The sequence below is a fragment of the Slackia sp. CM382 genome (assembly GCF_000293015.1).
Lineage (GTDB): Bacteria > Actinomycetota > Coriobacteriia > Coriobacteriales > Eggerthellaceae > Slackia > Slackia exigua.
In genome coordinates this window covers 46,051-69,996 of sequence record NZ_ALNO01000010.1, presented here as the reverse complement: position 1 = coordinate 69,996, position 23,946 = coordinate 46,051, and the positions used below count along the sequence as shown (strand labels likewise).

The 23,946-nt window shown below is 60.7% G+C and carries 19 protein-coding genes; 15 read left to right on the top strand and 4 right to left on the bottom strand.

The features are described 5' to 3' along the window. Positions 1–243: 243 nt before the first annotated feature. On the bottom strand, positions 244–846 hold the full coding sequence (locus HMPREF1155_RS04330) for an L-2-amino-thiazoline-4-carboxylic acid hydrolase (protein ID WP_009077669.1): 603 nt from the start codon (positions 844–846) through the stop codon (positions 244–246). A gap of 372 nt (positions 847–1,218) precedes the next feature. Between HMPREF1155_RS04330 and HMPREF1155_RS04325 the strand changes: the two genes are divergently transcribed. The 6 genes from HMPREF1155_RS04325 (at position 1,219) to HMPREF1155_RS04300 (ending at position 6,858) form a co-directional block, all read left to right on the top strand. After that, complete coding sequence (locus HMPREF1155_RS04325; RefSeq protein ID WP_009077647.1) at positions 1,219–1,917, top strand: 4Fe-4S dicluster domain-containing protein; 699 nt, start codon at positions 1,219–1,221, stop codon at positions 1,915–1,917. A 170-nt stretch (positions 1,918–2,087) separates the two neighbouring features. After that, positions 2,088–4,652 carry a molybdopterin-dependent oxidoreductase gene (locus HMPREF1155_RS04320; RefSeq protein ID WP_009077654.1) on the top strand — a complete coding sequence of 855 codons (2,565 nt, stop codon included), beginning with the start codon at positions 2,088–2,090 and terminating at the stop codon, positions 4,650–4,652. Between the two features lie 12 nt (positions 4,653–4,664). Further along, on the top strand, positions 4,665–5,012 hold the full coding sequence (locus HMPREF1155_RS04315; RefSeq protein WP_009077719.1) for a hypothetical protein: 348 nt from the start codon (positions 4,665–4,667) through the stop codon (positions 5,010–5,012). A 136-nt stretch (positions 5,013–5,148) separates the two neighbouring features. After that, positions 5,149–5,427, top strand: coding sequence for a chaperone NapD (locus HMPREF1155_RS04310; protein ID WP_006361887.1), 279 nt, complete (start codon positions 5,149–5,151; stop codon positions 5,425–5,427). Positions 5,428–5,471: 44 nt separating this feature from the next. Beyond that, a complete protein-coding gene (locus HMPREF1155_RS04305) occupies positions 5,472–6,398 on the top strand; it encodes a 4Fe-4S binding protein (RefSeq protein WP_009077639.1) in 927 nt (308 codons plus the stop codon). Positions 6,399–6,447: 49 nt separating this feature from the next. Continuing rightward, positions 6,448–6,858: a rhodanese-like domain-containing protein gene (locus HMPREF1155_RS04300; protein WP_009077723.1), complete on the top strand. Its 411-nt coding sequence runs from the start codon at positions 6,448–6,450 to the stop codon at positions 6,856–6,858. A 64-nt stretch (positions 6,859–6,922) separates the two neighbouring features. Here the strand turns inward: HMPREF1155_RS04300 and HMPREF1155_RS04295 are convergent, their stop codons facing one another. Next, complete coding sequence (locus HMPREF1155_RS04295) at positions 6,923–7,951, bottom strand: helix-turn-helix transcriptional regulator (protein WP_009077624.1); 1,029 nt, start codon at positions 7,949–7,951, stop codon at positions 6,923–6,925. A gap of 190 nt (positions 7,952–8,141) precedes the next feature. Between HMPREF1155_RS04295 and HMPREF1155_RS04290 the strand changes: the two genes are divergently transcribed. The 5 genes from HMPREF1155_RS04290 to HMPREF1155_RS04270 all read left to right on the top strand — a co-directional run bounded on the left by HMPREF1155_RS04290 (position 8,142) and on the right by HMPREF1155_RS04270 (position 13,733). Beyond that, a complete protein-coding gene (locus HMPREF1155_RS04290) occupies positions 8,142–8,774 on the top strand; it encodes an MptD family putative ECF transporter S component (protein ID WP_202898205.1) in 633 nt (210 codons plus the stop codon). Beyond that, complete coding sequence (locus HMPREF1155_RS04285) at positions 8,775–9,467, top strand: energy-coupling factor transporter transmembrane protein EcfT (protein WP_009077649.1); 693 nt, start codon at positions 8,775–8,777, stop codon at positions 9,465–9,467. Next, a complete protein-coding gene (locus HMPREF1155_RS04280; protein WP_009077694.1) occupies positions 9,464–10,930 on the top strand; it encodes an ABC transporter ATP-binding protein in 1,467 nt (488 codons plus the stop codon). The genes HMPREF1155_RS04285 and HMPREF1155_RS04280 overlap by 4 nt, the downstream gene beginning before the upstream one ends. A gap of 236 nt (positions 10,931–11,166) precedes the next feature. Then, positions 11,167–12,423, top strand: a complete 1,257-nt coding sequence (locus tag HMPREF1155_RS04275; protein WP_009077701.1) for a DUF438 domain-containing protein — start codon at positions 11,167–11,169, stop codon at positions 12,421–12,423. Between the two features lie 98 nt (positions 12,424–12,521). Further along, positions 12,522–13,733, top strand: a complete 1,212-nt coding sequence (locus tag HMPREF1155_RS04270; protein WP_039993359.1) for an iron-containing alcohol dehydrogenase — start codon at positions 12,522–12,524, stop codon at positions 13,731–13,733. 176 nt (positions 13,734–13,909) lie between these two features. On the opposite strand, the gene HMPREF1155_RS04265 is transcribed toward HMPREF1155_RS04270, so the two are convergent. Then, complete coding sequence (locus HMPREF1155_RS04265) at positions 13,910–15,766, bottom strand: FAD-binding protein (protein WP_009077721.1); 1,857 nt, start codon at positions 15,764–15,766, stop codon at positions 13,910–13,912. Positions 15,767–16,064: 298 nt separating this feature from the next. Here HMPREF1155_RS04265 and HMPREF1155_RS04260 point away from each other — a divergent pair, with 298 nt between their 5' ends. The 4 genes from HMPREF1155_RS04260 (at position 16,065) to HMPREF1155_RS04245 (ending at position 22,397) form a co-directional block, all read left to right on the top strand. After that, positions 16,065–17,630, top strand: coding sequence for a helix-turn-helix transcriptional regulator (locus HMPREF1155_RS04260; RefSeq protein ID WP_009077697.1), 1,566 nt, complete (start codon positions 16,065–16,067; stop codon positions 17,628–17,630). Positions 17,631–18,231: 601 nt separating this feature from the next. After that, on the top strand, positions 18,232–19,485 hold the full coding sequence (gene arcA, locus HMPREF1155_RS04255) for an arginine deiminase (protein ID WP_006361874.1): 1,254 nt from the start codon (positions 18,232–18,234) through the stop codon (positions 19,483–19,485). Positions 19,486–19,653: 168 nt separating this feature from the next. Next, positions 19,654–21,135, top strand: coding sequence for an amino acid permease (locus HMPREF1155_RS04250; protein ID WP_009077714.1), 1,482 nt, complete (start codon positions 19,654–19,656; stop codon positions 21,133–21,135). A 137-nt stretch (positions 21,136–21,272) separates the two neighbouring features. Next, positions 21,273–22,397, top strand: coding sequence for an aminotransferase (locus HMPREF1155_RS04245; protein WP_006361871.1), 1,125 nt, complete (start codon positions 21,273–21,275; stop codon positions 22,395–22,397). Positions 22,398–22,400: 3 nt separating this feature from the next. Here the strand turns inward: HMPREF1155_RS04245 and HMPREF1155_RS04240 are convergent, their stop codons facing one another. Continuing rightward, the gene (locus HMPREF1155_RS04240) at positions 22,401–23,882 is read right to left on the bottom strand and encodes a LuxR C-terminal-related transcriptional regulator (RefSeq protein WP_009077643.1); all 1,482 of its coding nucleotides are present in this window, start codon (positions 23,880–23,882) and stop codon (positions 22,401–22,403) included. Positions 23,883–23,946: the final 64 nt, after the last annotated feature.

Sequence of the window (23,946 nt, the reverse complement as noted above, 5' to 3'; positions counted from 1 at the left end):
AGGGGGCTCCGGACGAATCGTCCGGAGCCCCTTCTTCACGTATATAAGTATCTCTGCGGCTCTTACTGATAGAGGGTTTCCGTGTTTCCGTATTGACGGACTCTCGGTGTGTTCAAGACTCTTATCGACCGTGCGCAAGGTGCGCGTAGAGCATTCTAGCTATCACCCGCGACTCAAGAGGTTTGCGATGCGGCATGAGATGATGATTCTTGTCATTGCTGGTTACGACGGTTTCCCGTTGCGTTACCGTCCTTCTATCCTGAGGCTGAAGTCGCAGCAATCGTCGCCGCGCCCCAGGGTCTTCGTTCTATGCCAGATGAGTTTGGGATGAAGGCCTGCATAGCATATATCGTCGCTGTCGCAGAAGCAGCCGCATAGCTCGGGGCATCCATATGCCCCGCAGACGTCGTAGTAGGGGCATTTCGTCATATCGATGCGCCAGACCCCATCGCCGACCTGGATCTCGTCCGCCTCGAACCCCGCCGCCTCGTTGAACGATGCACGTGTTCCCTTGGCGAACACCCAAGGCATCAGACGATACATGCCGGGGACGTGCATGAGCCTCTCGAAACCCTTGCGTTTCTTCCACGCATTCGACTCGACACATGCGTGGATGGCGAGGAACGCCTCTTCCTTCGGCATCACGTCCTGCAGCGTCTCGTATGCGGCGATGCTGGGAAGAATCTGCGATTCGAGGTGTCTCATCCTCTCCTTCGACGCGTCGGCATTCTCTCGTCTCAGGACGCTCAAGCGTTCTTGCATCTTTCGAACGAGGGCATCCGCCCGGTCGGCGCTTGCCTCGCGCGCCATCTCATCGAAGCTCTCCTCGATATAGCTTCTTTTCACGGGAACCACGTCCTTCCCATGTGGCTTTTCACGCTATGGGGGATGGTGCATCCTGCTTTATTGTGCGGCTTGATGACGAAAAGACGCAACGAGCGCGCAATGTTGGGCAGCGCACCGCCCGGTCCTTTCCTCGTCTCGTCGAATATGCGCGTGCTCGCGATATACCAACAAGCCAAGTAGGTATTTGAACTGCGGAAACAATCGAATCTTGGTAGAAAATCCTTCGCATTCGCCGTACGATTCATGGTACTCTAGAACATCGGGGGGACCCGCCATACGGCCGGGCGGAGGGATGCCGATGCTCTTCGGCATTCGAATCTCAAGGGAGGCGCCGACAACATTGTCGGCATATGCATTGCAGGGGGGATCGACGTGGGTCTGAGTGCATTCGCGAAGGCGATTGCAGGGGGCATCATCGGCTTTCAGGCCGTCATGTATGCGATGCGCGAGCCGCAAACGTTCATCAGACCTCCGGGGGCGAAGGACGATACCGACTTCCTCGCCCGTTGCGTGCGCTGCGGAAAATGCCTCGAAGCCTGCCCCTATGAATCGATCCGCATGGTCAAGGACCCTCTCGACCCGTCTTCGGGCACCCCATGCATTTCCGTGCGGGAAAAGGCCTGTCGCATGTGCGAGGACCTTCCCTGCGTGAAGGTCTGTCCGACCGGCGCCCTGCGCGATTGCGAGGAGCGCGAGGACATCCGCATGGGGATCGCCGTCATCAACGAGAAGACGTGCCTTTCCTACAAGGGCATGCGATGCGAGGTCTGCTACCGTGCCTGCCCGCTGCTCGATCGGGCGATCGCGATCGACTACCGCATGCGCGAAGGCGACGATCGTCATTCCGTATTCGCGCCGGTCATAGATCCGGAGGTTTGCACTGGGTGCGGATGGTGCGTCGAGCGTTGCGTGACGGACGAACCTGCCATCGCGATCGTGCGCGACAAGGCCGATGCCGAGGGCTATTGGGACGCCTACAACATCGAACACGGTTACATCTCGGACGAAGATCCTGCCGCATGGTCGGCCGCGTCAGGCACGGCGGCGGCCGCCAAGGCGTTTTCCGAATAAGCGCATGGAGCTCTTCTCGGTGTCGTGCGGCGCTGACGAAGGCACACGGCGGAGGGAAGGGACGGAGGAAGAAGGAGGGCAAGAAGACGGAGGGAAGAGGCAAGAGAGCAAGGGAATAAAAGAACGAGGAGAACGAAAGAACGAGGGGACTACCGGAAAGGGAGGAATGAATGGAAGTCTCGAGACGACAATTCGTGAAGGCCACGGCCGTATCGCTCGCGATGGCCGCCGCCGGCATGGGTACGGCGACGCTCGCCGGGTGCGCGCCTTCTGGGGGAGAAGGCGCTTCCGGAGGCGGGGAATCCACCTTCACCTCGGGCGTCTGCCGCTTCTGCGGCACCGGCTGCGGCGTGATCTGCGAAGCCAAGAACGGTAGGCTCGTGTCGGTCACGGGCGATCCCGATAATGGGAGCTCGCGCGGCCTCAACTGCGTGAAGGGCTACTATCTGAGCAACGTGCTCTACGGTGAGGACCGTCTGACGGTGCCGCTCATCCGCGACGACCCGTACACCAAAGGCACGGACGAAGGCCTGCGCGAAGCCACTTGGGAAGAAGCGCTCGATCTGGTTGCGGACAAGCTGAAGACGGCCTACAAGAACGACGTCGGCCGCATCGCGTTCTGGGGCAGCGGCCAGCAGCCCATCGCCGAGGGCTATCTGACGGCGAAGTTCTGGAAGGCGGGCCTGCTTTCCAACAACATCGACCCGAACGCGCGCCTATGCATGGCGAGCGCCGTCGTCGGTTTCATGAACGTGTTCCAGACCGACGAGCCTGCGGGCAGCTATGACGACCTCGAGAACGCAGACGTGTTCGTGACCTGGGGTGCGAACATGGCAGAGGCTCATCCTGTCCTGTATTCGCGCCTGACCGCGCACAAGCTTTCGGGCGAAGGCGTCAAGCACTACGACCTGACCTGCTATCGCACCCGTACCTCGGAATCCGCCGACAAGGTGCTTATCTTCAGGCCGGGCAGCGACATCGCCGTGGCGAACGCCATCTGCAACTACCTGATCCAGAACGACCTGTACGACCACGCCTTCGTAGAGGACCACCTGCAGTTCAAGCAGGGCACGGAGAATCTGGGCGACGCCTTCGACGACGGCTACGACAAGAGCGAGGTCGGTTCTAAGGTCGATGCGGTGGAAGGCATAAGCTTCGAAGACTTTGCCGCCCGGCTGGAGCCCTACACCTTGGAATACGCCTCGGAGCTTTCGGGTGTGCCGGTCGACGACATCCGCGAGCTGGCCGATGTGTTCGCCGATCCTTCCAAGAAGGTCATGAGCCTGTGGACCATGGGCGTGAACCAGCATAACCGCGGCACGTGGATGAACCACTGCATCTATAACATCCACCTGCTCGTCGGCAAGATCGCCAAGCCCGGCAACGGCCCCTTCAGCCTGACCGGACAGCCTTCCGCCTGTGGCACCGCGCGCGAGGTGGGCACGTTCTGCCATCGCCTGCCGGCCGACCTCGTCGTCGCCAACCCGCAGCATCGCCGCTTCACCGAGGCGATATGGAACCTTCCGGAAGGGTATCTGGATCCCATCTCCAAGCCCGGGTTCCACACCACCAAGATGTTCCGCGAGATGAGCAAGGGCAACATCGACTTCATGTGGACTGCCCACAACAACTGGGCCGTCTCGGCGCCCAACCTGACGCGCGTGCTCGGCGTCGACCCTGCGTACCAGGGCATCTACAGCACGTTCATCGTGGTCGACGAGGTGTATCCCACCAATTCGACCCGCTATGCCGACGTCGTGCTTCCTGCGGCTCTCTGGGTCGAGCGTGAAGGCCAGTTCGGCAACGGCGAGCGCCGCACCACCATCTTCGAGAAGGCGGTCGATCCTCCGGGAGAGGCGAAATGGGACCTGTGGATCCTCCTCCAGGTCGCCATGCGCGTGCTCGAAGGCGAGACCATCGACGGCGAAGACGCCTTCAACCGTCTGTTCGGATTCGTGTTCGATAAGGAAAAGGGCGATTTCATCTCGGATGACGAGAAGGAGATCAACGGCCTTATCTGGGAAGAGTACCGCACGTTCAGCAATCCCGAGCTCAACGAGCGCGCCCAGGCCATCAACATGGATGCCGACGGAACCTTCGAAGCCAAGCTCAAGATGGAGGCCAAGCAGCTGGCTCCCTACGAGGAGTACCGCTCCGCGCATGGCCTGACCTGGCCTGTGCGCGAAGTCGATGGGAAGTGGCTGCCGACGAAGTGGCGTTTCGCCAACGGTTCCCAGGAAGAAGGCTTCGATCCCTACGGCGTCGAGAAGTACGGCAAGACCGGCCTGGCCAACGACGTGTGCTTCTACAAGGCCAAAGACCTGAAGCCCTCCGTGGTGTTCCGTCCGTACGAGCCGCCCGCGCAGGAGCCGAGCGAAGACTATCCCTTCTGGTTCAGCACCGGCCGCCTGCTCGAGCACTGGCATACCGGTTCCATGACGATGCGCGTGCCCGAGCTCAAGCGCGCGCTGCCCGAGTCGCTGCTCTACATGAACAAGCAGGACTGCGCCGATCTGGGCATCAAAGACGGCGACACGGTGCGCGTCACCTCCACGTACGGCACCTTCGAGATCAACGTCTCCACGAGCGGCCGCGTCGATCCCGATCCCGGCATGACGTTCGCGGCGTTCTTCGACGAGAAGAGGCTCATCAACCTTGCGGTGGAGGATATCTACTGCCCGCTGTCCAAGGAGCCCGACTTCAAGAAGACCTGCGTTCGGATCGAAAAGGCGTAAGGAGGGGCGCACATGAAGACGAAGAAAACCGCCGCATTGGCGATGCTGGTCGCGACGGCCCTCTGCTCGGCCGCGCTGAGCGGGTTCATGCTCGTGTCATGCGGATCGGGAGGACCGGCCGCTCAAGACGATGCCGCCCTCAAGGCTCCGCCTCTGCAGCCGGCTGAAGACCATCAGGGCATCTGGGAGTCGAAAGGTTCCGAAGGGTGCTACGGCTGCCACGGCGCCGACGAGAACGGCGCACGGAAGGTCGAGGCTGCTCCGGCTCTGCCCGAAGACCATTACGCTGCGGGCGATATCTCCAGCATGAAGATCGATCCTGAGCGCGATCAATGCATCATCTGCCATCCGGTAGGATAGGCGGCACCGCGCTTTCGCCGCATGGTCGCACGTCCTTTCGCAGGGCGCGCGACCTGCGAAGCGGAAGAGCTGTGGCGCGTGCGTGCGATGCAGGCGCGCATGCCGGTCGAACGCGAGTACGTCATGAGGAAGAGACATGGTTATTTCCAGCTTGGTAGTGAATGCCGTCGCCGATAAGGCATCTACGGCGGCCGAGGCCTTGGCGGCCATCCCCGGAGTCGAGGTCCACGGATGCGAGGAAGGCAAGATCGTCGTCACCATCGAGGCCGAGACCTCCGTCGAATCCCATGACATCGCGGCGACCTTCATGGACATCGAAGGAGTGTACGGCGTCGGACTCGTGTATTTCAATTTCGAGGACGATCCGACGGTGAACCCTTCGCGCGTGTCGGGCGATCGGTCGCCCGCCGAGTAGCCGACCGGCTTCACCTGCGGAAAAGAGGGGAGAAGGCAGAGGGAATGACCGCACAGCCTGGAAAGAACGTCAAGGGAAGAATCGGCATAGCGCGCCGCATCGTGCAGATCGCGGTGCTGGCGCTCTTCTGCGCGCCCGTGATCATATCGGGAACGGGTATGTTCGGGCTCGTCAGCGGCAGGGAAGAGCTTTCGGTCGTTCCTTCGGACCTGCCGTTCTTCGGGTCGCTTGCCTCCTCGTCGGTCGTCGGCGTGAACGTGCTCGATCCGTATGCCCTGCTAGAGGTTCTGGCGGCGAGCGTGAGCATCACGGCCGGGGCGGCGCTTGCCGCCGTGCCGCCTCTGCTTGTGTACGGGCTTGTGCGGGGGCGTGCGTTCTGCGGGTGGGTCTGCCCGGTCAACCTGGTGCTCGAAGGTGTCGATTGGCTACGTCGCAAGCTGGGGCTTACGGTCGCCGTCCATGCGCTTCCCCGGCGCACGAAAATGATCGTCTCCATCGTGGTGCTGGTTATCTGTGCGGCCACCGGCATGCTGGTATTCGAGATGTTCAGCCCGATCGCGTTTCTGAACAGGGGCATGCTCTTCGGATCGTTGGCGGGCGGCTTCACCATGGCCGCCATCGTGGTGGCCGAGCTCTTCTGGGCCGAGCGCGTATGGTGCCGGGCGCTCTGCCCCCTGGGTGGTTTCTACGAAGCGATCGGCACGTTCGGTCTGGTCAGCGTCAAGATGGATGCTGAGCGCTGCGTGCACTGCGACGCGTGCCGAGCCGTGTGCCTCTGCGACCCCGAGATCCTCGACGGCGTTCTGGACGAAGGCGCCGATCATGTAAGCGCGGGGGATTGCATGCTGTGCGGACGGTGCGTCGACGTCTGTCCGACGGATGCGCTCAGCATAGGGTCTGCGGTTCCGTTCCCGAAGCCGCAGGCGGCGGAAGGCGCTTCGCTGAGTCGCCTCGGCCGTTTGCGCGAATGATACCGATCGCATGGCATTTCCTGGTATCCTGCGGGGCAGGAGGTGCACGATGAATCATACGTTGATAGTCCTTGCCGTCCTGCTGGTCGCAGGAGCGGTGCTTGTTGGTTGTTCAGGTTTCTTGAGCGGTGGCACCGCAGGAAACGATTCAGGGTTTCGCCAGGTTACAGCTCAAGAAGCAAAAGAGCTGATGGATTCCGAACAGGATTACGTCATCCTGGACGTGCGCACGGAGGGCGAATACGCCGAAGGGCATGTGCCCGGTGCGACCCTGCTTCCCCTGAATGACGTCGCCAGCAAGGCGGAAAGCGTTCTTACGGACAAAGACCAGCTTATCCTCGTCTATTGCCGCAGCGGCAACCGCAGCAAGCAGGCGGCCAAGACGCTGGCGTCGCTCGGCTACACGAACGTTGTCGACTTCGGCGGAATCTCGAGCTGGCCCTACGATATCGAGAAGTAGCGCACTTCAGGCATGAACCGACTTGCTCGCAGAGCCTTCGCCGCGTGTTTCGGCGAAGGCTCGTTCATGGTGCGGTGTCTCGCTTCGACGCTTTCCATTCGCTCGGGCTCTGCCCCGTGAGGCGCTTGAACATAAGGCTGAAATTGCTCTGATGCTTGAAGCCGACATCCGCAGCCACCTCGGCGATGGTCTTATCCGACTGTATGAGCAGGTCTTGGGCTCGTGTTAATCTCGCGCGGGCGAGATAAGATCCCATGGTCATGCCGTTTGCCCGCATGAATGCCTGGCATAGTTTCGTTTTGCTGACGAGCAACGCTGCTGCGAGGTCGTCGAGCGAAGGCGGTCGTGCGACGTCGTCGGCGATGCATATCTTGACGCGGTTCGATATCTCAAGGTCGGTCAGGGAACCTCTCTGTCTTCTGTCCGATAGATGGAAATCGATGGTATCGGCCATGGCTTGGCGCACCTTTCCTGACAGGTACAACCGGGCGCCCGGCAGTTCCATTCTTCCGATTGAAAAGGATCCGAGCGTCTTACGGAGTTCAAGCGCGCGATCGAGCGAGCGTGTGTGCCGCAGGGCCTTCTTCAGGTCGCTGGGCGATGTTAGAAGATCCCGTCCTATCCTCTCGAGGAATGTCGGGAGCAGGTTGATGCTGCATGACTGATAGGAGTTGCCTTCCTTCAGCTGATACGCATGCATGCCGGGGGCCATCTCGTAGGCCAGCAGGTGTTGCTTCAGCTCGGGAGATAAAGGTTCTTTCAAGTCGTCGACGGGAACTCTCTCGGCGCGTCCCTCAGGCGTCTTGAGGAATGTTTCGGCGCTTATGCTCGTCAGAAGGGATAGGCACCAGTACCGGCTCGACGGCCGTTCGATCAGCTCCATATCGCGCTTCTGGAGGAGCCTCTTCATGGTTACCAGGCATCCTTCTTCGCTGCTTCCCGCCCAGAACCATCCTAGGGAGTCCTCCGTGTCCATTCTTGCCAGCAGGCCGTAGGCTATGGGATATGGTTCGGCCTTCAGTTGGCGCAGCTGCTCGGCAAAGATTGAGCGTTCTTCGTGCGTGAAGCGGTTAAGGGCATTATCGAGGTCCATCCGAAAAGTCCTTTTCTGTAAGAATTTATTTCATATTCCATTATTCATATTCCAAATTACAGATGAGGGCGCATGCGCGTCAATGGATTCATGGCGAAAGTTAGCATCGACTAACACAAGAGGAGGGTTCGCTCATGGCTTCTCTTTGAGGAGGCATGCTCCTCGAAGCGGCAAGGGAGAAAGGATCGTCATGTCAGATAAGGAAACGATGCCGACGGAAACGGCGGAGCCGGTAAGAGACGCCCGCCTTTCGGTGAGGGACTTCGCGACGATAGGTATATTCTGCGCCATTATGTTCGTCGTGTTCATGGCATACTCTATTCTTACGGGCGCTTCGCTGTTCTACTCGATGATCTTCAATGCTGCCGGCGCGGCATTGATTCTATCTCCGTTCTACGTGTATATGTGCATGAAGGTCGGCACGCATGGTCCGGCATTCGTGTATAACCTGATGTGGGCGATTGTCGCTGGCCTCATGATGGGGCCGTTCATGGTGCCGTGGTTTATCGGCGGAGGAATCATCGCCGAGCTGTCCATGATTGGCGCCGGCTCGTACCGGAGTATCAAGAGGATTGCTATCTCTTGGGTGATATGCGCCCTCGTTCGCGCCATGCATGGCATGTCTGAGATCTGGTTCTTCCACGACGCCTTCCTGGCCACGGGCGTCAGCGATGCCCAGGTTCAGGTTCAGACGCAGTTCTACACCGATCCCTTCTGGGTGTGCGTCAGCCTTGCTGTGACGGTCGTGCTTGCGGTGCTCGGTTGCGTCATCAGCAACAGGATCGTTGTCAAGCATTTCAAGAAGATGGGATCGGTCAGGTAGATGATCCCGAAGGCAGACGTTCACTTCGACTTTCGTGCGAAGCTTGTCGTCGCGGTTCTGGTGATGTCGCTCGTCGCTTTGTTGACGAGCGACATCACCCTCTATGCCCTTATGGTGTTTCTCGTCCTGTACCTGGCGATTCAAGGTCTGAGCCGCCATGCGCTCATCTATGCGCTCATTGCGTTGGTGCTCGGCATGATGAGGGTCGTCTCAAATGGGAACGGTCTTACCTTCCTTCTCCCTGAGATGTTTCTATTCATTCTCGTGAGAACGACGATCATGCTTATGGCCGCCGAGCCCCTCTTGGGCATGCCGCCTGGCGAGGTCGTCGCAGTTTGCAAGAAAATGCGCGTGCCCGATATGGCGGCGCTCCCACTGACGTTCATGCTGCGCTTTCTTCCAGCAGTGGAAGGTGAGTTCAGAGATGTATTCGAGGCTCTTGGAATGAGAAGACTGCTCTCGTTTCGTCATCCTCTCAGAACGTTCGAGCATGTGGTAACGCCTGTAATGCTCAGATCATCCAGGATTGCAGAAGAGCTCGCCGCTTCGGCGGAAAGCAGGGGCATCTCGTCGCCGGGGGAACATACCTGCCGACGTGCCATCAGGTTCGGCTGTCATGACGCGGCGCTTTCGATCATTTCCATGGCGATTGCATTCTCATGCGTCGTTTTCGATAAAGGATTTCTTGCATGAGCGATTCTGCGGCGATACGGCTCGATGGGATATATCTTTCGTATCCCGCTTCGCATACCCCTGTCCTGACGGATGTCTCTTTTTCGATTTCGTCTGGCGAAGCAGTGGCTATCGTGGGTCCCTCAGGTTGCGGGAAGACTTCGGTGACGCGTGTCGTAAACGGTCTCGCGGAGGCATACTATGGGGGATCCCTTGCGGGATGCGTCCAGGTAGGGTCCCTTGACGTGCGTACAGCTCGGTTGAGCGAGATCGGACGTGTGGTCGGATCCGTGTTCCAAGATCCTCGCAGCCAATTCTTCGCGAGCTTGACTGAAGACGAGGTTGCGTTCGGCATGGAAAACTATGGGGTTGCGCACGAGCTCCTTGATGCGCGAGTCGATGCGGCGCTCGCTTTCGTGAAGGCCGAGACTTTGAAGGGGCGCTCGATACACCCGATGTCGAATGGCGAGAAGCAGAAACTCGCCATTGCGTCGGTGAATGCGGTGAAGCCTTCCGTCTACGTGTTCGACGAGCCGTCATCGAATCTTGACATGGCATCTGTCGAAGCATTGTCATGCCTGATGGCAAGGCTCAAAAATCAGGGTTGCACCATTGTGGTGGCCGAACATCGGATCCATTACCTCATAGGCGTCGTCGACCGGTTCGTCTACATGGACGGTGGATCTATAGTCGCGACCTATACCTCTTCCGAGTTGATGGCACTTGCTGAGAATCGTCGCGCTGAGCTCGGCATCAGATCGCCTCGCTTGGATAGGCTTCGCGCCGGCGCTCGTTTCTTTACGACGACGGGATCAGGTCTCGCGATACGAGGTCTTCGTTATTCGGCGGCATCCCGCGTCATATTCGAGGGTCTTGATTTTGAAGCGAGATCCGGCTGCATTACGGCAATCGTCGGACGAAACGGCATCGGAAAGACGACGCTTGCGAAGCTTGTCTGCGGCCTTCTGAAAGAGAAGGGAGGAAGCATCTTCATTCGCGACGTCCCTATGTCCCGGAAATCGCGGCGGCGGGCGGCATACTTCGTCATGCAGAACGCCGATTGCCAGCTATTCGGTGACAGCGTTTGGGATGAGCTGCGGATGAATGCACCCCGCTTGCCGGAAGACGACCTGCGTGCGATTCTAGACGATTACGGGCTCTTGAGCTTCAAGGATATTCATCCAATGGCGCTTTCGGGAGGCCAGAAGCAGCGGTTGACCATCGCTGTCGCCGAACTTATCGATGTTCCCGTCATAATATTGGATGAGCCGACTAGCGGATTGGATTATCGAAGCATGCGTAAGGTCGCCGCTCGCCTTAGGGCGCTTGCATCGAAGGGGAAGGCTGTTCTGGTCATCACGCATGACTTCGAATTCATCATGGAGTCATGCGACAAGGCGATTCACATCAAGGGGTCGGGACAGGCTATCTGTTTTGATGTGGGAAGCTGCCAAGAACGCATCTTGGCAGCTTTGGCATCTTAAAACGGCTTTTGTGCCAAGCCTTGCTTTTCAGAACAGAAAACGTGACGATGCGTCGAAAATCGTTATCGGCAAGACGACGAGCGATGCGGCGATCGTCGATTCGACCCTATGCGACGTATCGAGCGCGATCGCCATCCTTCGATTTTTTCTCAGATGTTGTTGCGACAACATAAAATTTCTTCGTGCCGTGATAGAAGTTAGCTCAAGCTAATACCATTGCGGAAAGGATACGCGGCATGGAAGACATGAAGAAGCATCTCGGCCAGGTGGACGTGGCGAAGGTCAAGCTGATGGTTCGCGTCGAAGAGGATTACGAGAACGGCAAGCTCTCGTTCGACGAGGCACGCGCCATGCTCGAAGAACGCGTCGGATCCTGCGCGCCGGCAGAGATCGCCCTCGCCGAGCAGATGTTCACCGAGGAGGATCCCGACCAGTGCCGCAAGGAAGACATCCAGGGCAAGCTCGCACTGTTCGAGGGAATCCTCCAGACCGGCATGGAGGGGCTGCCCGCCGACCATCCGCTTTCGCGGTATGTGCAGGAAAACGAGGCATGCAAGAAGATCACGCTCGAGATCGAGGATCTGGTTCAATACCCGCTCATCAAGAACCAGTGGATAGAGCTGTACGATCGACTCATACAGGTCAAACGCCACCTTTCCCGTAAACAGATGCAGTTGTATCCCGTGCTCGAGCAGAAAGGGTTCACGCGCCCCACGACGACGATGTGGACGCTCGACGATTACGTGCGCGACGAGATCCGCGACGCGCGCGCCCTGCTGGACGCTGACGACGATGACGCCTTCATCGCACGGCAGCAGACCATCGTCGCCGATCTGCGCGACCTCATGGCCAAGGAGGAATCCATCCTCTTCCCGACATCCCTCAAGATGATCACACCCGAGGAATTCGAAGCGATGAAGTCGGGAGATGCGGAGATCGGGTACGCATGGCTCGACCTCGATGTGGACCATCGCGCTCTGGAGCGCGAGCAGAAGGCCGCCTCTTCGCCGGACGCGACGTTCGTCGACGAGCTCGCGGCGCTGCTCGGCAAGCACGGCATCGCCACCGGTCCTGACGCCGAGCTTGACATGAAGACGGGCAAGCTCACGCTTTCCCAGGTGAATCTCATGCTTCAGAACCTTCCGCTGGATATCTCGTTCGTCGACGAGCATGAGATCGTGAAGTTCTACTCCGATACCGACCATCGCATCTTTCCTCGCAGCAAGAACGTCATCGGGCGCGATGTGAAGAACTGCCACCCGCGCGCGAGCGTGCATATCGTGCAGGAGATCGTCGAGAAGTTCCGCGCCGGGGAAGAGGACGAGGTCGATTTCTGGATCAACAAGCCCGGCGCCTTCATCTATATCTATTACAAGGCCGTGCGCGACGAGGACGGCACCTTCCGCGGCGTTCTCGAAATGATGCAGGACTGCACGCGCATCCGCTCGCTTGAAGATTCACGTACGCTTTTGACCTGGGGAAGCGAAAAGTAACGCAATCCTTTGCCTTATCGAGCGGTCGCAGCGGAACGGAGTATACTGTGCCTTTCGGTCCGATGCGGGCATGGACGCTCGGGGAAAGGGGCATGTCGATGAGAACGGGCAGGCGCATTCGCTGCCGCCTTCAGCAGACGGTCTTTCGCGCGGCCATGCCGCTTCTTCCGTATCGCGAGCCGGAAATCATGCAGACGATGGAAGGCGTCGCCGCCGCATGCGTGAGCGAGCATGTCGCGCGCGTGCTTATCGTGACAGGGCCCCGCATCGCGGCATCGGGCATGCTCGACGATCTGACGCATGCCCTTGAAAAGGCGCACGTTTCGTATCGTGTGTTCGATCGAGTGGTTCCCAACCCGACCGTGGCGAACGTCGAAGACGCGCGCGAGGAATACCTCCATCACGACGCGCATGGCATTATCGCCGTCGGGGGAGGTTCGCCCATGGATTGCGCGAAGGCGACCGCCCGTTTGATCGCCGACCCGGATTCAACCCTGTCAGATGCGCGCGGAATCTCGTTTTCCCGCCGTCCCGTCCCGCTGCTCGTCTGTGTTCCGACCACGGCCGGGTCGGGCAGCGAAACGACCGTCGCCGCCGTCGTGACCGATGAGGCGAAGCGTCTCAAATACGCCATCAACGATTTCAGGCTCATACCGAAGTATGCGGTGCTCGATGCGAGGCTGACGGCTTCCTTGCCGCCGTCCGTCACCGCTCAGACGGGCATGGACGCCCTGACGCATGCGGTCGAGGCGTATATAGGCCGCAGCACCACGCGCCGCACACGTGCGATGTCCAAGAAGGCCGTCTCCCTTATCCACGGCAACCTCCTGCGAGCATACCGCCATGGCGGCGACCTTGAGGCGCGCGATGCCATGCTGAAGGCATCCTACTGCGCCGGCGTCGCGTTCACGCGCTCGTACGTGGGGTACGTGCACGCCATGGCCCATGCGCTCGGCGGGCGCTACGGCATTGCGCACGGGCTTGCGAACGCGATCATCCTTCCGCACATGCTGCGCGCGTACGGCCATGCGATCGATTCCAAGCTCGCTCGTCTCGCCAGGGTTGCGGGAATCGCCTCTCGCGACGTGTCGGCCGCCGACGCCGCCGCGGCGTTCATCGCCTGGATCGACGAGGCCAACGCTTCTATGGGAATGCCCCGGTACGTCGAAGGCGTGCAGGAGATCGACATCCCCCAGATGGCGCTTAATGCCGATGCGGAGGCCAACCCTTTGTACCCGGTGCCCGTGCTCATGGACGAGAAAGAGCTTCGTCGGATGTTCTACGTCATCGCCGGATCGCGGGTCGAGTAGGGCGTATTCCGGATTGAGCAGGGCGCACTCATTCCGATAGCGCAGATGCTCCATGCGAAAACCCCCAAGCCGGAGGGATGGCATGGGGGTTTTCGTCTGCACGCGGCCATCACGTGGGCCCCGTGCGGGAAGGGCTCCATGCGGTTGACCGGCTTGCCGCCGCGTCTCTCGTCGCGTCAGCTTCGGGCGGCGAACTTGCCGGCGACACGTCCGCTCGTCATCGCGTTGCCCATGTTGTTTCCGGCGGAGGGGCAGTTGTACGCGTTGCCGTACCGCTCGCCCATGCAATTTCCGACAGCGAACAATCCGGGGATGACGGCGTTCTTCGACGCGGTGAGCACCTGGTAGTTGCCGTTGACGCACAGCCCGGCAAGGGTGTTGAGGCCCGGGCCGTACAGGTTCTGGGTGCCCTGCGTGGCGATGTAGAAGGGCGCTTCGTCGATGGGAATGAGCAGATCGGCCTTCTTGCCGAAATCGGCATCCACGCCGTCGGCGCACATCTGGTTGTAGCGTTCGACGCTGGCTTTGGCCGCTTCGAGGGCATCGCCCGTGAGGCCGGCGTTGGCCAGAACCTCTTCGACCGTCGAGCCGACGAAGATGTCGTTCATGAAAGGCATCGATCGGTTCGCGATCTCAAGGCCGCGGACCTTGACGGTGCCGGCTGCGGGATCGGCGGATTCCATCTCCTGTTGGAATTCTTCGATGCCTTCGGGGAAGCCCCAGTTCGGAGCTCCATGGTCGAGACCTGCCTTCTGGATGTACTGCATGTACTTCTTATCCATGATGGCGAAGTTACCGACCATGCCTGCGTCCTTGTTAATGGGCTGGCGAAGCGACTGCGCGAGCACGAGGCCTGCGTAGGATTCGTTCATGAATCGCGCGCCGTTGCAATTGAGGAACAGGCAGGGGGTGGAGCCCCAGGGGCCGAATGAGATCGAAGGGGCGTCGCCTGCGACGGGGCGCGGATGGCTTTCGATCGCGCCGCCGGCCCAGCAGCCGAGCTTGTGGCCCGAACCGTCGCAATCCGTCATGCCCTTGAGGGCTTCCCGCGCGATGCCGTGGCGTTCGGCGTTCTCGGCGCACTCGGAGCAGAGCTCCCAGACCATATCGGTGTTGGCTCCGAAGTCGCCGGTCGCGAGGATGACGCCCTTCGCTGCTTCGAACAGGACCTGGTCGCCGTCTGCGTTCTTAGCGATCACGCCGGTCACGGCGCCGGCGTCGTTCTGGGCAAGGACGACGGATTCGTGTCCGCAGAACCAGGTCGCGCCCAGATCCTCGGCGGCGTCTCGGCAGTATGTCTCTATCTCGGTAAGGCGGGAGACGCCCGTCAGCCCCGCCTTGCCTACGGGCTGCTCGTTCATGGTGCCGATGGTCTGCACGGTGGAGGCCCACATCTTGTATCCCTCGACCTCGAGGGGATAGCTCGAACCGTTCGGGGTGTCGTAGGCGATCTGAACGATGCACTGGCCTCCGTCGCGGTCGAATACGGTGGAGGTATCGGGCACGATGGATGCGAGGTTGTCCATCATCTCGCCCGAATTGCAGACGAAGGAGCGGATGACCTCGGTGTTGCATCTGCCGTTCGCGCGGCGGACGTACTCGTTGACGATCTCTTCGAGGTCATAGGGGCCGAATCCCCAGCTTGCGAGCAAGTCTGAATTATACGAGCAGATATCGTCGCCGCGATAGACGATCTCGCCGTCGTTGTGGCGTTCGATGACGGCTACGCTCGCGCCTTCTTGGGCGGCTGCGAGTGCGGCCTGGGTTCCCGCGTGTCCGCCCCCTACGACCACGACGTCGAACGATTTGGTGTCGGCGACGTCGCCGTCGGAGACCGTCGGGGCGGCGCCGAGCCAGTCCTCGTCGCACATATATCCGGCCGGGCGCGTCGCAGAAGATGCGGCGCTGCCGGAGCCGCCCGCGGCGGAGGTGCTTTCTCCGCCCGTCGATGCGCAGCCGACGAGGCCGGCGAACGCGCCGGCGGCTCCTGCGACGGTCGCGCCTTTGAGGAAGTTCCTGCGTGAAAGATCCATGATGTTCCTCCCTGCCGATTGTGCATCGGCTCCGTGCGATGCGATACCGCACCCCTGCATGACTTCGCATGACCCCCTCCGCCCATGATGGGCCTTGCAGAGCGGGACGTACTGACGAGCATAGGGCGAAATGCGGCGCGCGGATAGCATGGCAGGCGTTGATTTATCGTTCATTTCTTCTCGACGTTTTTACGTAGATATAGCGAAATACCAGTTCAAAGAATCGTGTCGACGCCTGAGGCGAACCATGCCGCCTTCGTGGGATACAATAGCCCCCCGATCGAGCGGAAGGGCGAGGATGGAAAACGCTACGGAAGGATCACGACGCGATTCCGCGCTGCGGAGGCTGGTGCTCGTCATCGGGCTCGGCTGCTTCTTTTCCTCGGTGCTCATCTATTCTGCGACCGTGACGCCGTTTCAGTCGTTTCCCGGCGTTTCCTATGTCGTGGGGTACTTCGCGAATGCATCGTTGACCGCATCGTTCTTCCTTGCGCTTGCGTGGTGCGCGGCAAGCGCGTTCGGCGTGAACGTTTCAGGTACGGTGGCGATCGCGGTGGCAGGTCCCTGCAGCATCCTGTCCGGCATGGCGTTCGCATTCGGCTCCCTTGCGGGCGTGCCGGAAGCGTTCGCGGTTCCCTTCGGGGTGGGAACGGGGCTGGCATGCGCCTGCGGCCCCATCGGCCTAGGAGTTCTCTGGGGACGCGAATTGTCCGCGTTCGGACTTCGACCTGCCATGGCCGATATCGCGTTTGCAGCTCTCATATCGCTCGTGATCAGGTTTTCCATGCATACGGCGCCGCCTGCGCTTGCAGCGGTCGTCTTCTGTGCCGCATCCGCCGCCTCGACGGCGCTGCTTCTCGTCGCGCGGCAATGGGAAGGGCGGCCCGCTCAGTTCGCCCTATATGATTCGAAGCCCGATCTTGCGTCATTCGCATCGGTCGCATTCGTGCCGGCGGTCGGGCTTACGCTTTTCGCATTCATGATGGGGGTCATGCGAAACGTGTTCGTCGAGCTGTTCGTGCCCTATCTCGCGGCCGCTTTCGTCGCGTGCATCGTGGCCCTCTTGTGCACGGCCGTTCGATGGAAAGCGTCCCTTGCGCGCGCGGTGTATGGGCGTGCGCTGCTTCTGATCTCGGTCGTTTCCCTCGCATGCACCAACGTTCTTTCGGCAGCGTTCGGGATCGACGGCTTCAACGGCTATTTGACCCTCGTCGTGTTCGCCTTCGCCGCGGTGCTTGCCATCGCGACCATCGCCGCCGTCGCGCATGCGGGGGAATTCCCGTGCGACTTCGTCTTCTCGTTCGTTCTCGCTATGTTTTCCGGGGCCTCCATCGCTGGGCTCATCACGGCGGAGTTCATTCCGAACGAGTATGTGTACGCGGTGTCGATTGCGATCACCGCTGTGTATGCGATAGCGATCGCGCTCGGCCAATACGGAGGAGGATACGAGGCGCACGAGCCTGCGGGAGCGGGCGCGATGGTCGCGCAAGCGCGTGCGGGTTCGGAAGACGATGCGTCTCGCGGGCGGTTGCCGCGTGCTGCTGCGCCCGCTTCAGGAGAGGAGCCGTGCGAAGCGGAAGGGAAGAGGAGAGGCCCGGTCCGCGCGAGCGAAGCCAGCCAGGAAGGGCCGGCGCGGACGTCGCGCGCAGCCGCATGTGCCTATCTCGTCGAACGGTACGGCCTTACGAAGAGGGAGAGCGAGATACTCGCGCTGCTCGCCGACGGGCACGGCGGCGCCTATATATCCGAGGTGCTGTTCATTTCGTCCAATACCGCACGGACCCATATCCATAACATCTATCGCAAGCTCGGCGCAGCGTCGCGCGAAGACGTGCTGCTCGCCGTCAAGCGCGCGATGGGGTGACGGGTCCGGCATCCGTTCCTTCCGCCCGCCCCATCTCCTGCATATGGAGCCGACCAACCGCGGCGGTCGCATCCCGGCGCCGGTGCAACCGCGTCGGCCGCATGCGGAGCCGACGCTCCCGACGCCCTGCGTGCGATCGAGCGCTCCCGCATTCATTCACCGATTGTCTCGACGCGTTCAAATGTGCCGAGCATATGCATGTAAGCCTTCGGAAACTTCTCAGGAATCGGATAAAACAGTCGCGTTATGCACGTTTTTGGAAGATGCTGTACGGATCTCTCTTTGTATGAACTAATCAGCGGATTGAATCAACCCATGTCATTCAATCGAAGGTTCGGATGCTGCCTATGCAGCGGAAGATGAGAGCATAATAAAAAATGCATATTTCATCCGAAATATGCATAAACGACACATTCTTAAGTGTATATGTACTGCTATTTTGACACGTAATCCAATATTTACAATACCTATCAGATGTATTTTTTTCATGATAATATCTTCGCGGCTGCAATGAAAAACGCGGAGCCTCACCGGGTTTTTCTCATGCACGCTACGTATCGGAATGTGCCGCGCAGCGGCACGGAAAGAGTAGGAGGAACCCATGGCTAACGGGCTTTACGTCCATAGCGAAATAGGTCGCCTGAAGAAGGTCTTGCTCCATCGTCCGGGAGAGGAACTGCTGAACCTCACTCCCGATGATCTCGAGCGCCTGCTTTTCGACGATGTACCCTTCCTCGAAGTAGCACAAGCTGAGCATGACCGTTTCGCCGAAATCCTGCGCGAGCAGGGTACCGAGGTTCTCTACCTCGAGAAGCTGACCGCCGAGGCGCTTGATGCCGCGGGGTCGCGTGAGGAATTCACCAACCAATGGCTCGACGAGTCCGGCCTCCATGGCAAGAAGGCTCGCGCCGCCGTCAAGGAGTTCATGGACTCCATCGAAGGCACCCAGGCCTTCGTCGAGAAGTGCATCGCGGGTATCCGCAAGAACGAGCTCGAGCTCCCCGCCGCGACTTCTTCGAACCTTCTTGCCGACCTTGTCGGCTTCGGTCAGGATTCTGCAACCGATCTCCTGATCAACCCCATGCCCAACACCTATTTCACGCGCGATCCCTTCGCGATCGTGGGCAAGGGCGTCACCCTGAACCGCATGTTCTCGGTCACGCGCAATCGCGAGACGATCTTCGGCAAGTATATCTTCCGCGATCATCCCGATTACAACGAAGCCCCTCTGTGGTATCGCCGCAACGCCACGTACCACATCGAGGGCGGCGACGTCCTGAACATCAATGCGCATACGCTTGCCATCGGCATTTCGCAGCGCACGCAGGCAGCCGCCATCGATACCCTTGCTCAGACCCTGTTCTGGGATAAGGAGCTTGAATCTGAAATCGACACGATTTACGCGTTCAACATCCCGGTCTCCCGTGCCTTCATGCATCTGGACACCGTCTTCACGCAGATCGACATTGATAAGTTCACCATCCACCCGGGCATCATGGGCACCCTCCAGGTCTTCAAGATGACCAAGGGCGCCTCCGAGGGCGATGTCAAGATCGAAGAGATGAACGACACCCTCGAGCATGTCCTGGCGAAGGCCATGGGCCTCGACGCCGTCAAGCTCATCCAGTGCGGCGGCGGCGATCCCGTCGCAGCTGCGCGCGAGCAGTGGAACGACGGCTCCAACACCCTGTGCGTCGCGCCTGGCACGATTTGCGTCTATCAGCGCAACTCCGTTACCAACGAGGTCCTCGACAAAGAAGGCCTCAACCTTCTGGTCGTTCCTTCGGCGGAGCTTTCCCGCGGCCGTGGCGGCCCGCGCTGCATGAGCATGCCTTTCGCTCGCGAAGATCTCTAGTCGAACGTCGGCATCGTTTCGGGCTCGCGAGCGCGCATGCGCTCCGGGCCCGGGTTCTCGCGTTCCCCGCGTCCGACTTCCGGGTCGGACGCGGTCCTCGCCGTTCTTCGCGGCTTCAACGTTCATTGTCCGGATGTACCGGACACGATCATCAGAAAGGATTATGCGATGGCTTCTCTTGAAAAGCAGGTCGATAATCCCAAGGGCATCGGCTTCATCGGCCTCGTGGGCTTCGTCGTCTCCTCCTGCATCGGTTCGGGCGTCTTCGCCCTCACCGGGCAGCTCGCAAACGTCGCATCCCCGGGCGCTGCGCTCATTGCATGGGTCGTCTGCGGGCTCGGCTTCTTGTTCCTCGCCCTTTCCCTTGCGAATCTCGGCACGAAGCGCCCTGAGCTCGACGGCGCCGTCGCCTACGCCGAGGCCGGCTTCGGCCCCGTGCACGGCTTCATCTCCGGCTGGGGCTATTGGCTGTCCGCCTGGCTCGGCAACGTCGGCTTCGGCACGATGCTCGCCCAGGTTCTCGGTTCCGACTACTGCCTCGGCGGGTTCATGCCGGGCGTCTTCTCGAGCGTCGAGACCGGCAACCCCACGCTTATCGGCGTGCTCGTCGTCTCCTTCTTCCTGTGGGGCCTGACCTACCTGGTCATCCGCGGCGTCGAAAGCGCTTCGGGCCTCAACGCGTTCGTCATGTTCGTGAAGATCGCTTCCATCCTGATCTTCATCGCGTTCGCCGCGTTCAGCTTCCAGGCCGGCGTCTTCACCGAAGACTTCTGGGGCACCCTGAGCCGTAACGCCACCGTCATGGCGACCACCGGCGTCGATCTCGGCGACGTTCCCACCCAGGTCACGAGCTGCATCCTGATCATGATGTGGGTCTTCATCGGCATCGAGGGCGCGTCGGTCATGTCGCGTCGCGCGAAGGTCAAGTCTGAAATCGGCTCTGCCACCATCGTCGGTCTGCTCGTCCTGCTCGTCCTCTACATCGGCGCTTCCGTGCTTCCCTACGGCGTTCTTCCGTACGAAGAGCTCGTCGCGGCTCCCAAGCCTGCCACGATCTCCGTCTTCGAAGCCATGGCTCCCGGTTGGGGCGGCACGTTCATCTCCGTCGCCATCATGATCTCGGTTCTCGGTTCTTGGCTGTCCTTCACGATGCTTCCTGCCGAGACCTCTTCGATGCTCGCCGGCCACGGCCTGCTCCCGAAGGCGTGGGATAAGCGCAACGCCAACAACTCCCCGCAGATGTCCCTGATCATCGTCGGCGCCTGCACGCAGATCTTCATCGTCATCGCGACGTTCGCGGCGGATGCGTACACGTTCGCCATCTCCATGTGCACCGTGACCATCGTCATCACGTGGGCTTACGCCGCTGCGTACCAGGTCAAGCATTCGATCGAGAATCATGACATCGGCCAGTGCATCATCGGCGTGCTCGCGCTCGCCTTCCAGGTGTTCGGCGTCATCTTCACCGGTCTGCCGTTCCTGATGCTCGCCTGCCTCGGGTACGTTCCCGGCTGGTTCTTCTATAAGAAGGCCCGCGGCGAGAACGATGCGACCATGGGCAAGGGTGAAATCACCATTGCCGTGATCCTGTCCGTCATCGGCATCATTTCCATCCCGCTGACCTTCACCGGCTTCATCCCGGTTTTCTAGGACGAAGCGAGCACAGCGGTTCTAAGGGCGGGGGAGCGGAGCGCTTCCCCGCCTTTTCCACATCTATCGGCGTGCCGCCGGTCGATAGGACATCCTGTCCCGGCGCCGCGCCCCGTTTGCGAATCGGAGGCTGAAGCATGGAATTCAAGACCATCGGCTGCGAGGACTGGCTCAACGTCAACGAGCATGATGCGGTGTGGGACATCGCGCAGTCCACGATCTCGTCCCTTACTATGGGAGAGCTCCTTGCTCTGGACGGCAAGGACGGGGCGACGTTCTACGAGCGTTTGAACGACGAGAAGATGAACTACGGTTGGATCGAGGGTTCGGCGGAGTTCAAGGAAGAGGTCGCGAAGCTCTATAAGAAGGATCTGGACCCACGCAACATCCTGCAGACGAACGGATGCACGGGCGCGAACATGAACGCGCTGCTCGTGCTCGTGAAGCCGGGCGATCACGTCATTGCCGAGTGGCCGACCTATTCGCCTCTCTACGAGATTCCGCGCTCCCTCGGCGCCGAAGTCGAATACTGGGAACTCAAGGAAGAGCTCGACTGGGCGCCCGATATCGAGGACCTCAAGCGTCTCGTGCGTCCTGACACGAAGCTGATCTGCATCAACAACGCGTCGAATCCCATCGGCACGGTTCTTTCGTCCGACATGCTCCGTCAGATCGCCGACGTGGCGGCGTCCGTCGGCGCCTACGTTCTGTGCGACGAGGTCTATCTTCCGATGGAGGATACCGACGCCTATGAATCGATGATCGATATCTACGACAAGGCCGTCGTCACCAATTCCGTTTCGAAGACCTATTCGGTTCCTGCGGCGCGCATCGGTTGGGTCATCGGTCCCGACGAAGTGTCCGATGCCATCCGCGTCCTGCGTGATTACTCGATGATCTGCGGCGGCGTGTTCAACGATGCGCTTGCGACCTATGTCCTGCGCAATCGCGAGGCGATCCTCGAGCGCAACAGGAAGATCATCTTCGAGAACCGCGCCATCGCGCAGGCATGGGTCGATTCCCAGCCGCGCGTCTCCTGGGTGGCGCCCAAGGGCGTGTCAACGTCGTTCATCCGCCTCGACATCCCGATATCCGACGAAGAGTTCTGCTTGAAGCTTTTGCATGAGCGCGGCGTGCTGCTGATTCCCGGCAACCGCTTCGAGCTTCCCTGCGGCGCGCGTCTCGGCTATTGCGCCGACACGGAGGTCCTGAAGAAGGGCTTGGAGCTTCTTGGAGAGGCGCTTGCGGAATTCGACGCCTGATCGCTAGTGCGCGGCGCGACGCGCATCGACGATGTTCACGAGCTCCTGCTTCGAATGGATATGCAGCTTGTGATAGATGCTCTTGACGTGCGCACGCACTGTGTTATCCGAAACGACGAGCTTGCGGGCGATGCCGTTGCGCGTATGTCCCTGCGCGAGCAGCACGAGCACCTCTTCCTCACGGGAGGTCAAATCGTGCGTACGAGCGATATCCGCACAGATGCCGAGCAGAGGATCTGCGACCGTGCCGGGCATGGCCGCATGCGGCGCATCGCCCTCGGCGCACCCGAGCTCGTCGGGCGCCTTGCTGAACGGAGTGGGCGCACCGACGAGCATCGCCGTCGCGATGACGACGAGCACGAGCGAGCATGCCGTGATGGCGTTCGCGGTCAGCGTGGCGGTTCCGAAGACGAACGACGTGACTTGGGCGGTTACCGCGCCTGCAGCGAGAGCGGTCTGCACAAGCGCCCAGCAGACCGCAAAGCCGAGCGTGCGTCCATCGGACGGCGTGCGCCATACCAGATCGACCATCGTGAGGAACAGGAAGGCCAGGACGATCCACCAGAGCGAGAAGGTGATGCTCGGAAGCCACGTCGAGAACAGCGTGTCGAAGAGCATATGCAGCAGGAAGAGCACGGCAAGCAGCGGGCTTATGATCTGGCTCAGCGTGCCGAGCCCGAATTTCTCTTGCCGAACGGCGAAGGCGACGAGCAGCAGGCACCCGCCTATGACGCATGCCGGCCCGAATCCGGCGATGCAGGCCTGCTCCCCGAATCCGCCGGAGGCGTGATAAAACCCCGATACGCCGAAGGTGATGCCGAACACGAAGGCATAGACGAGGTAGGCTCCGACGAAGCGACGGAAGGGACGGACGGTGCTCCATGCGAGCCGTTCGGCCTTGACGGTCGGCGGTTCCTGGTCGGCGATCGCTTCCGTCTCGGCGCCGGACGCATGCAGCAGGACGGCGCCTATCGCCGCGCACGCCAGGGCCATGACGCCCAGGTCGGCTTCGGGAACGAATTCCGCGGTCCAGTCGAGGCATCCGAACATCGGCAGCGCGGCGAGGGCCGTGCCGAAGCGACGGCGAGCATCCAGCCGGGAAAGCGCATGCGCCCATGCCAGAGCGGCCCATGCCAGGCCGCCGCCTGTCGCGCAGGCAAGCGCGGCGGAGATCGGGAGAGGAGCGGCCGCCTGCACGAGCGACAGGCAGCCGGCGAACGTTGCGGCGGCATAGATGATTGCGCTGCCGAGGATGCGTCGCGACAGGGGTCCGTCAGGGCGCGCAAGCTCGCGCAGCGGGCGCAGGATCGCGGGCAGCCACGCGGCGGCCAAGAGGATCGCAAGGGGCGAGAAGAGGCGGCCCGCCGAAGCGGGGAACGCGAAGACCGTCAGATAGTGTCCCCATGCGCATGTGCATGCGAAGCCGACGGCGGCGCGCGGATCTATGGACGGGAGGGCATGCCCTTCCCGCGAACGGTTCGACATTTCGACCCTCCCTCGGTTCGATCGCCATTGTAGCGTCATCCGTCGCACGCGGTCGCGCCTCCGC

Excerpts from the sequence above, each read along its gene's own strand:
- HMPREF1155_RS04320 (WP_009077654.1), top strand. The coding sequence starts at position 2,088 with ATGGAAGTCTCGAGACGACAATTCGTGAAGGCCACGGCCGTATCGCTC.
- HMPREF1155_RS04315 (WP_009077719.1), top strand. The coding sequence starts at position 4,665 with ATGAAGACGAAGAAAACCGCCGCATTGGCGATGCTGGTCGCGACGGCC.
- HMPREF1155_RS04310 (WP_006361887.1), top strand. The coding sequence starts at position 5,149 with ATGGTTATTTCCAGCTTGGTAGTGAATGCCGTCGCCGATAAGGCATCT.
- HMPREF1155_RS04305 (WP_009077639.1), top strand. The coding sequence starts at position 5,472 with ATGACCGCACAGCCTGGAAAGAACGTCAAGGGAAGAATCGGCATAGCG.
- HMPREF1155_RS04300 (WP_009077723.1), top strand. The coding sequence starts at position 6,448 with ATGAATCATACGTTGATAGTCCTTGCCGTCCTGCTGGTCGCAGGAGCG.
- HMPREF1155_RS04295 (WP_009077624.1), bottom strand. The coding sequence starts at position 7,951 with ATGGACCTCGATAATGCCCTTAACCGCTTCACGCACGAAGAACGCTCA.
- HMPREF1155_RS04290 (WP_202898205.1), top strand. The coding sequence starts at position 8,142 with ATGTCAGATAAGGAAACGATGCCGACGGAAACGGCGGAGCCGGTAAGA.
- HMPREF1155_RS04285 (WP_009077649.1), top strand. The coding sequence starts at position 8,775 with ATGATCCCGAAGGCAGACGTTCACTTCGACTTTCGTGCGAAGCTTGTC.
- HMPREF1155_RS04280 (WP_009077694.1), top strand. The coding sequence starts at position 9,464 with ATGAGCGATTCTGCGGCGATACGGCTCGATGGGATATATCTTTCGTAT.
- HMPREF1155_RS04275 (WP_009077701.1), top strand. The coding sequence starts at position 11,167 with ATGGAAGACATGAAGAAGCATCTCGGCCAGGTGGACGTGGCGAAGGTC.
- HMPREF1155_RS04270 (WP_039993359.1), top strand. The coding sequence starts at position 12,522 with ATGAGAACGGGCAGGCGCATTCGCTGCCGCCTTCAGCAGACGGTCTTT.
- HMPREF1155_RS04265 (WP_009077721.1), bottom strand. The coding sequence starts at position 15,766 with ATGGATCTTTCACGCAGGAACTTCCTCAAAGGCGCGACCGTCGCAGGA.
- HMPREF1155_RS04260 (WP_009077697.1), top strand. The coding sequence starts at position 16,065 with ATGGAAAACGCTACGGAAGGATCACGACGCGATTCCGCGCTGCGGAGG.
- arcA (WP_006361874.1), top strand. The coding sequence starts at position 18,232 with ATGGCTAACGGGCTTTACGTCCATAGCGAAATAGGTCGCCTGAAGAAG.
- HMPREF1155_RS04250 (WP_009077714.1), top strand. The coding sequence starts at position 19,654 with ATGGCTTCTCTTGAAAAGCAGGTCGATAATCCCAAGGGCATCGGCTTC.
- HMPREF1155_RS04245 (WP_006361871.1), top strand. The coding sequence starts at position 21,273 with ATGGAATTCAAGACCATCGGCTGCGAGGACTGGCTCAACGTCAACGAG.
- HMPREF1155_RS04240 (WP_009077643.1), bottom strand. The coding sequence starts at position 23,882 with ATGTCGAACCGTTCGCGGGAAGGGCATGCCCTCCCGTCCATAGATCCG.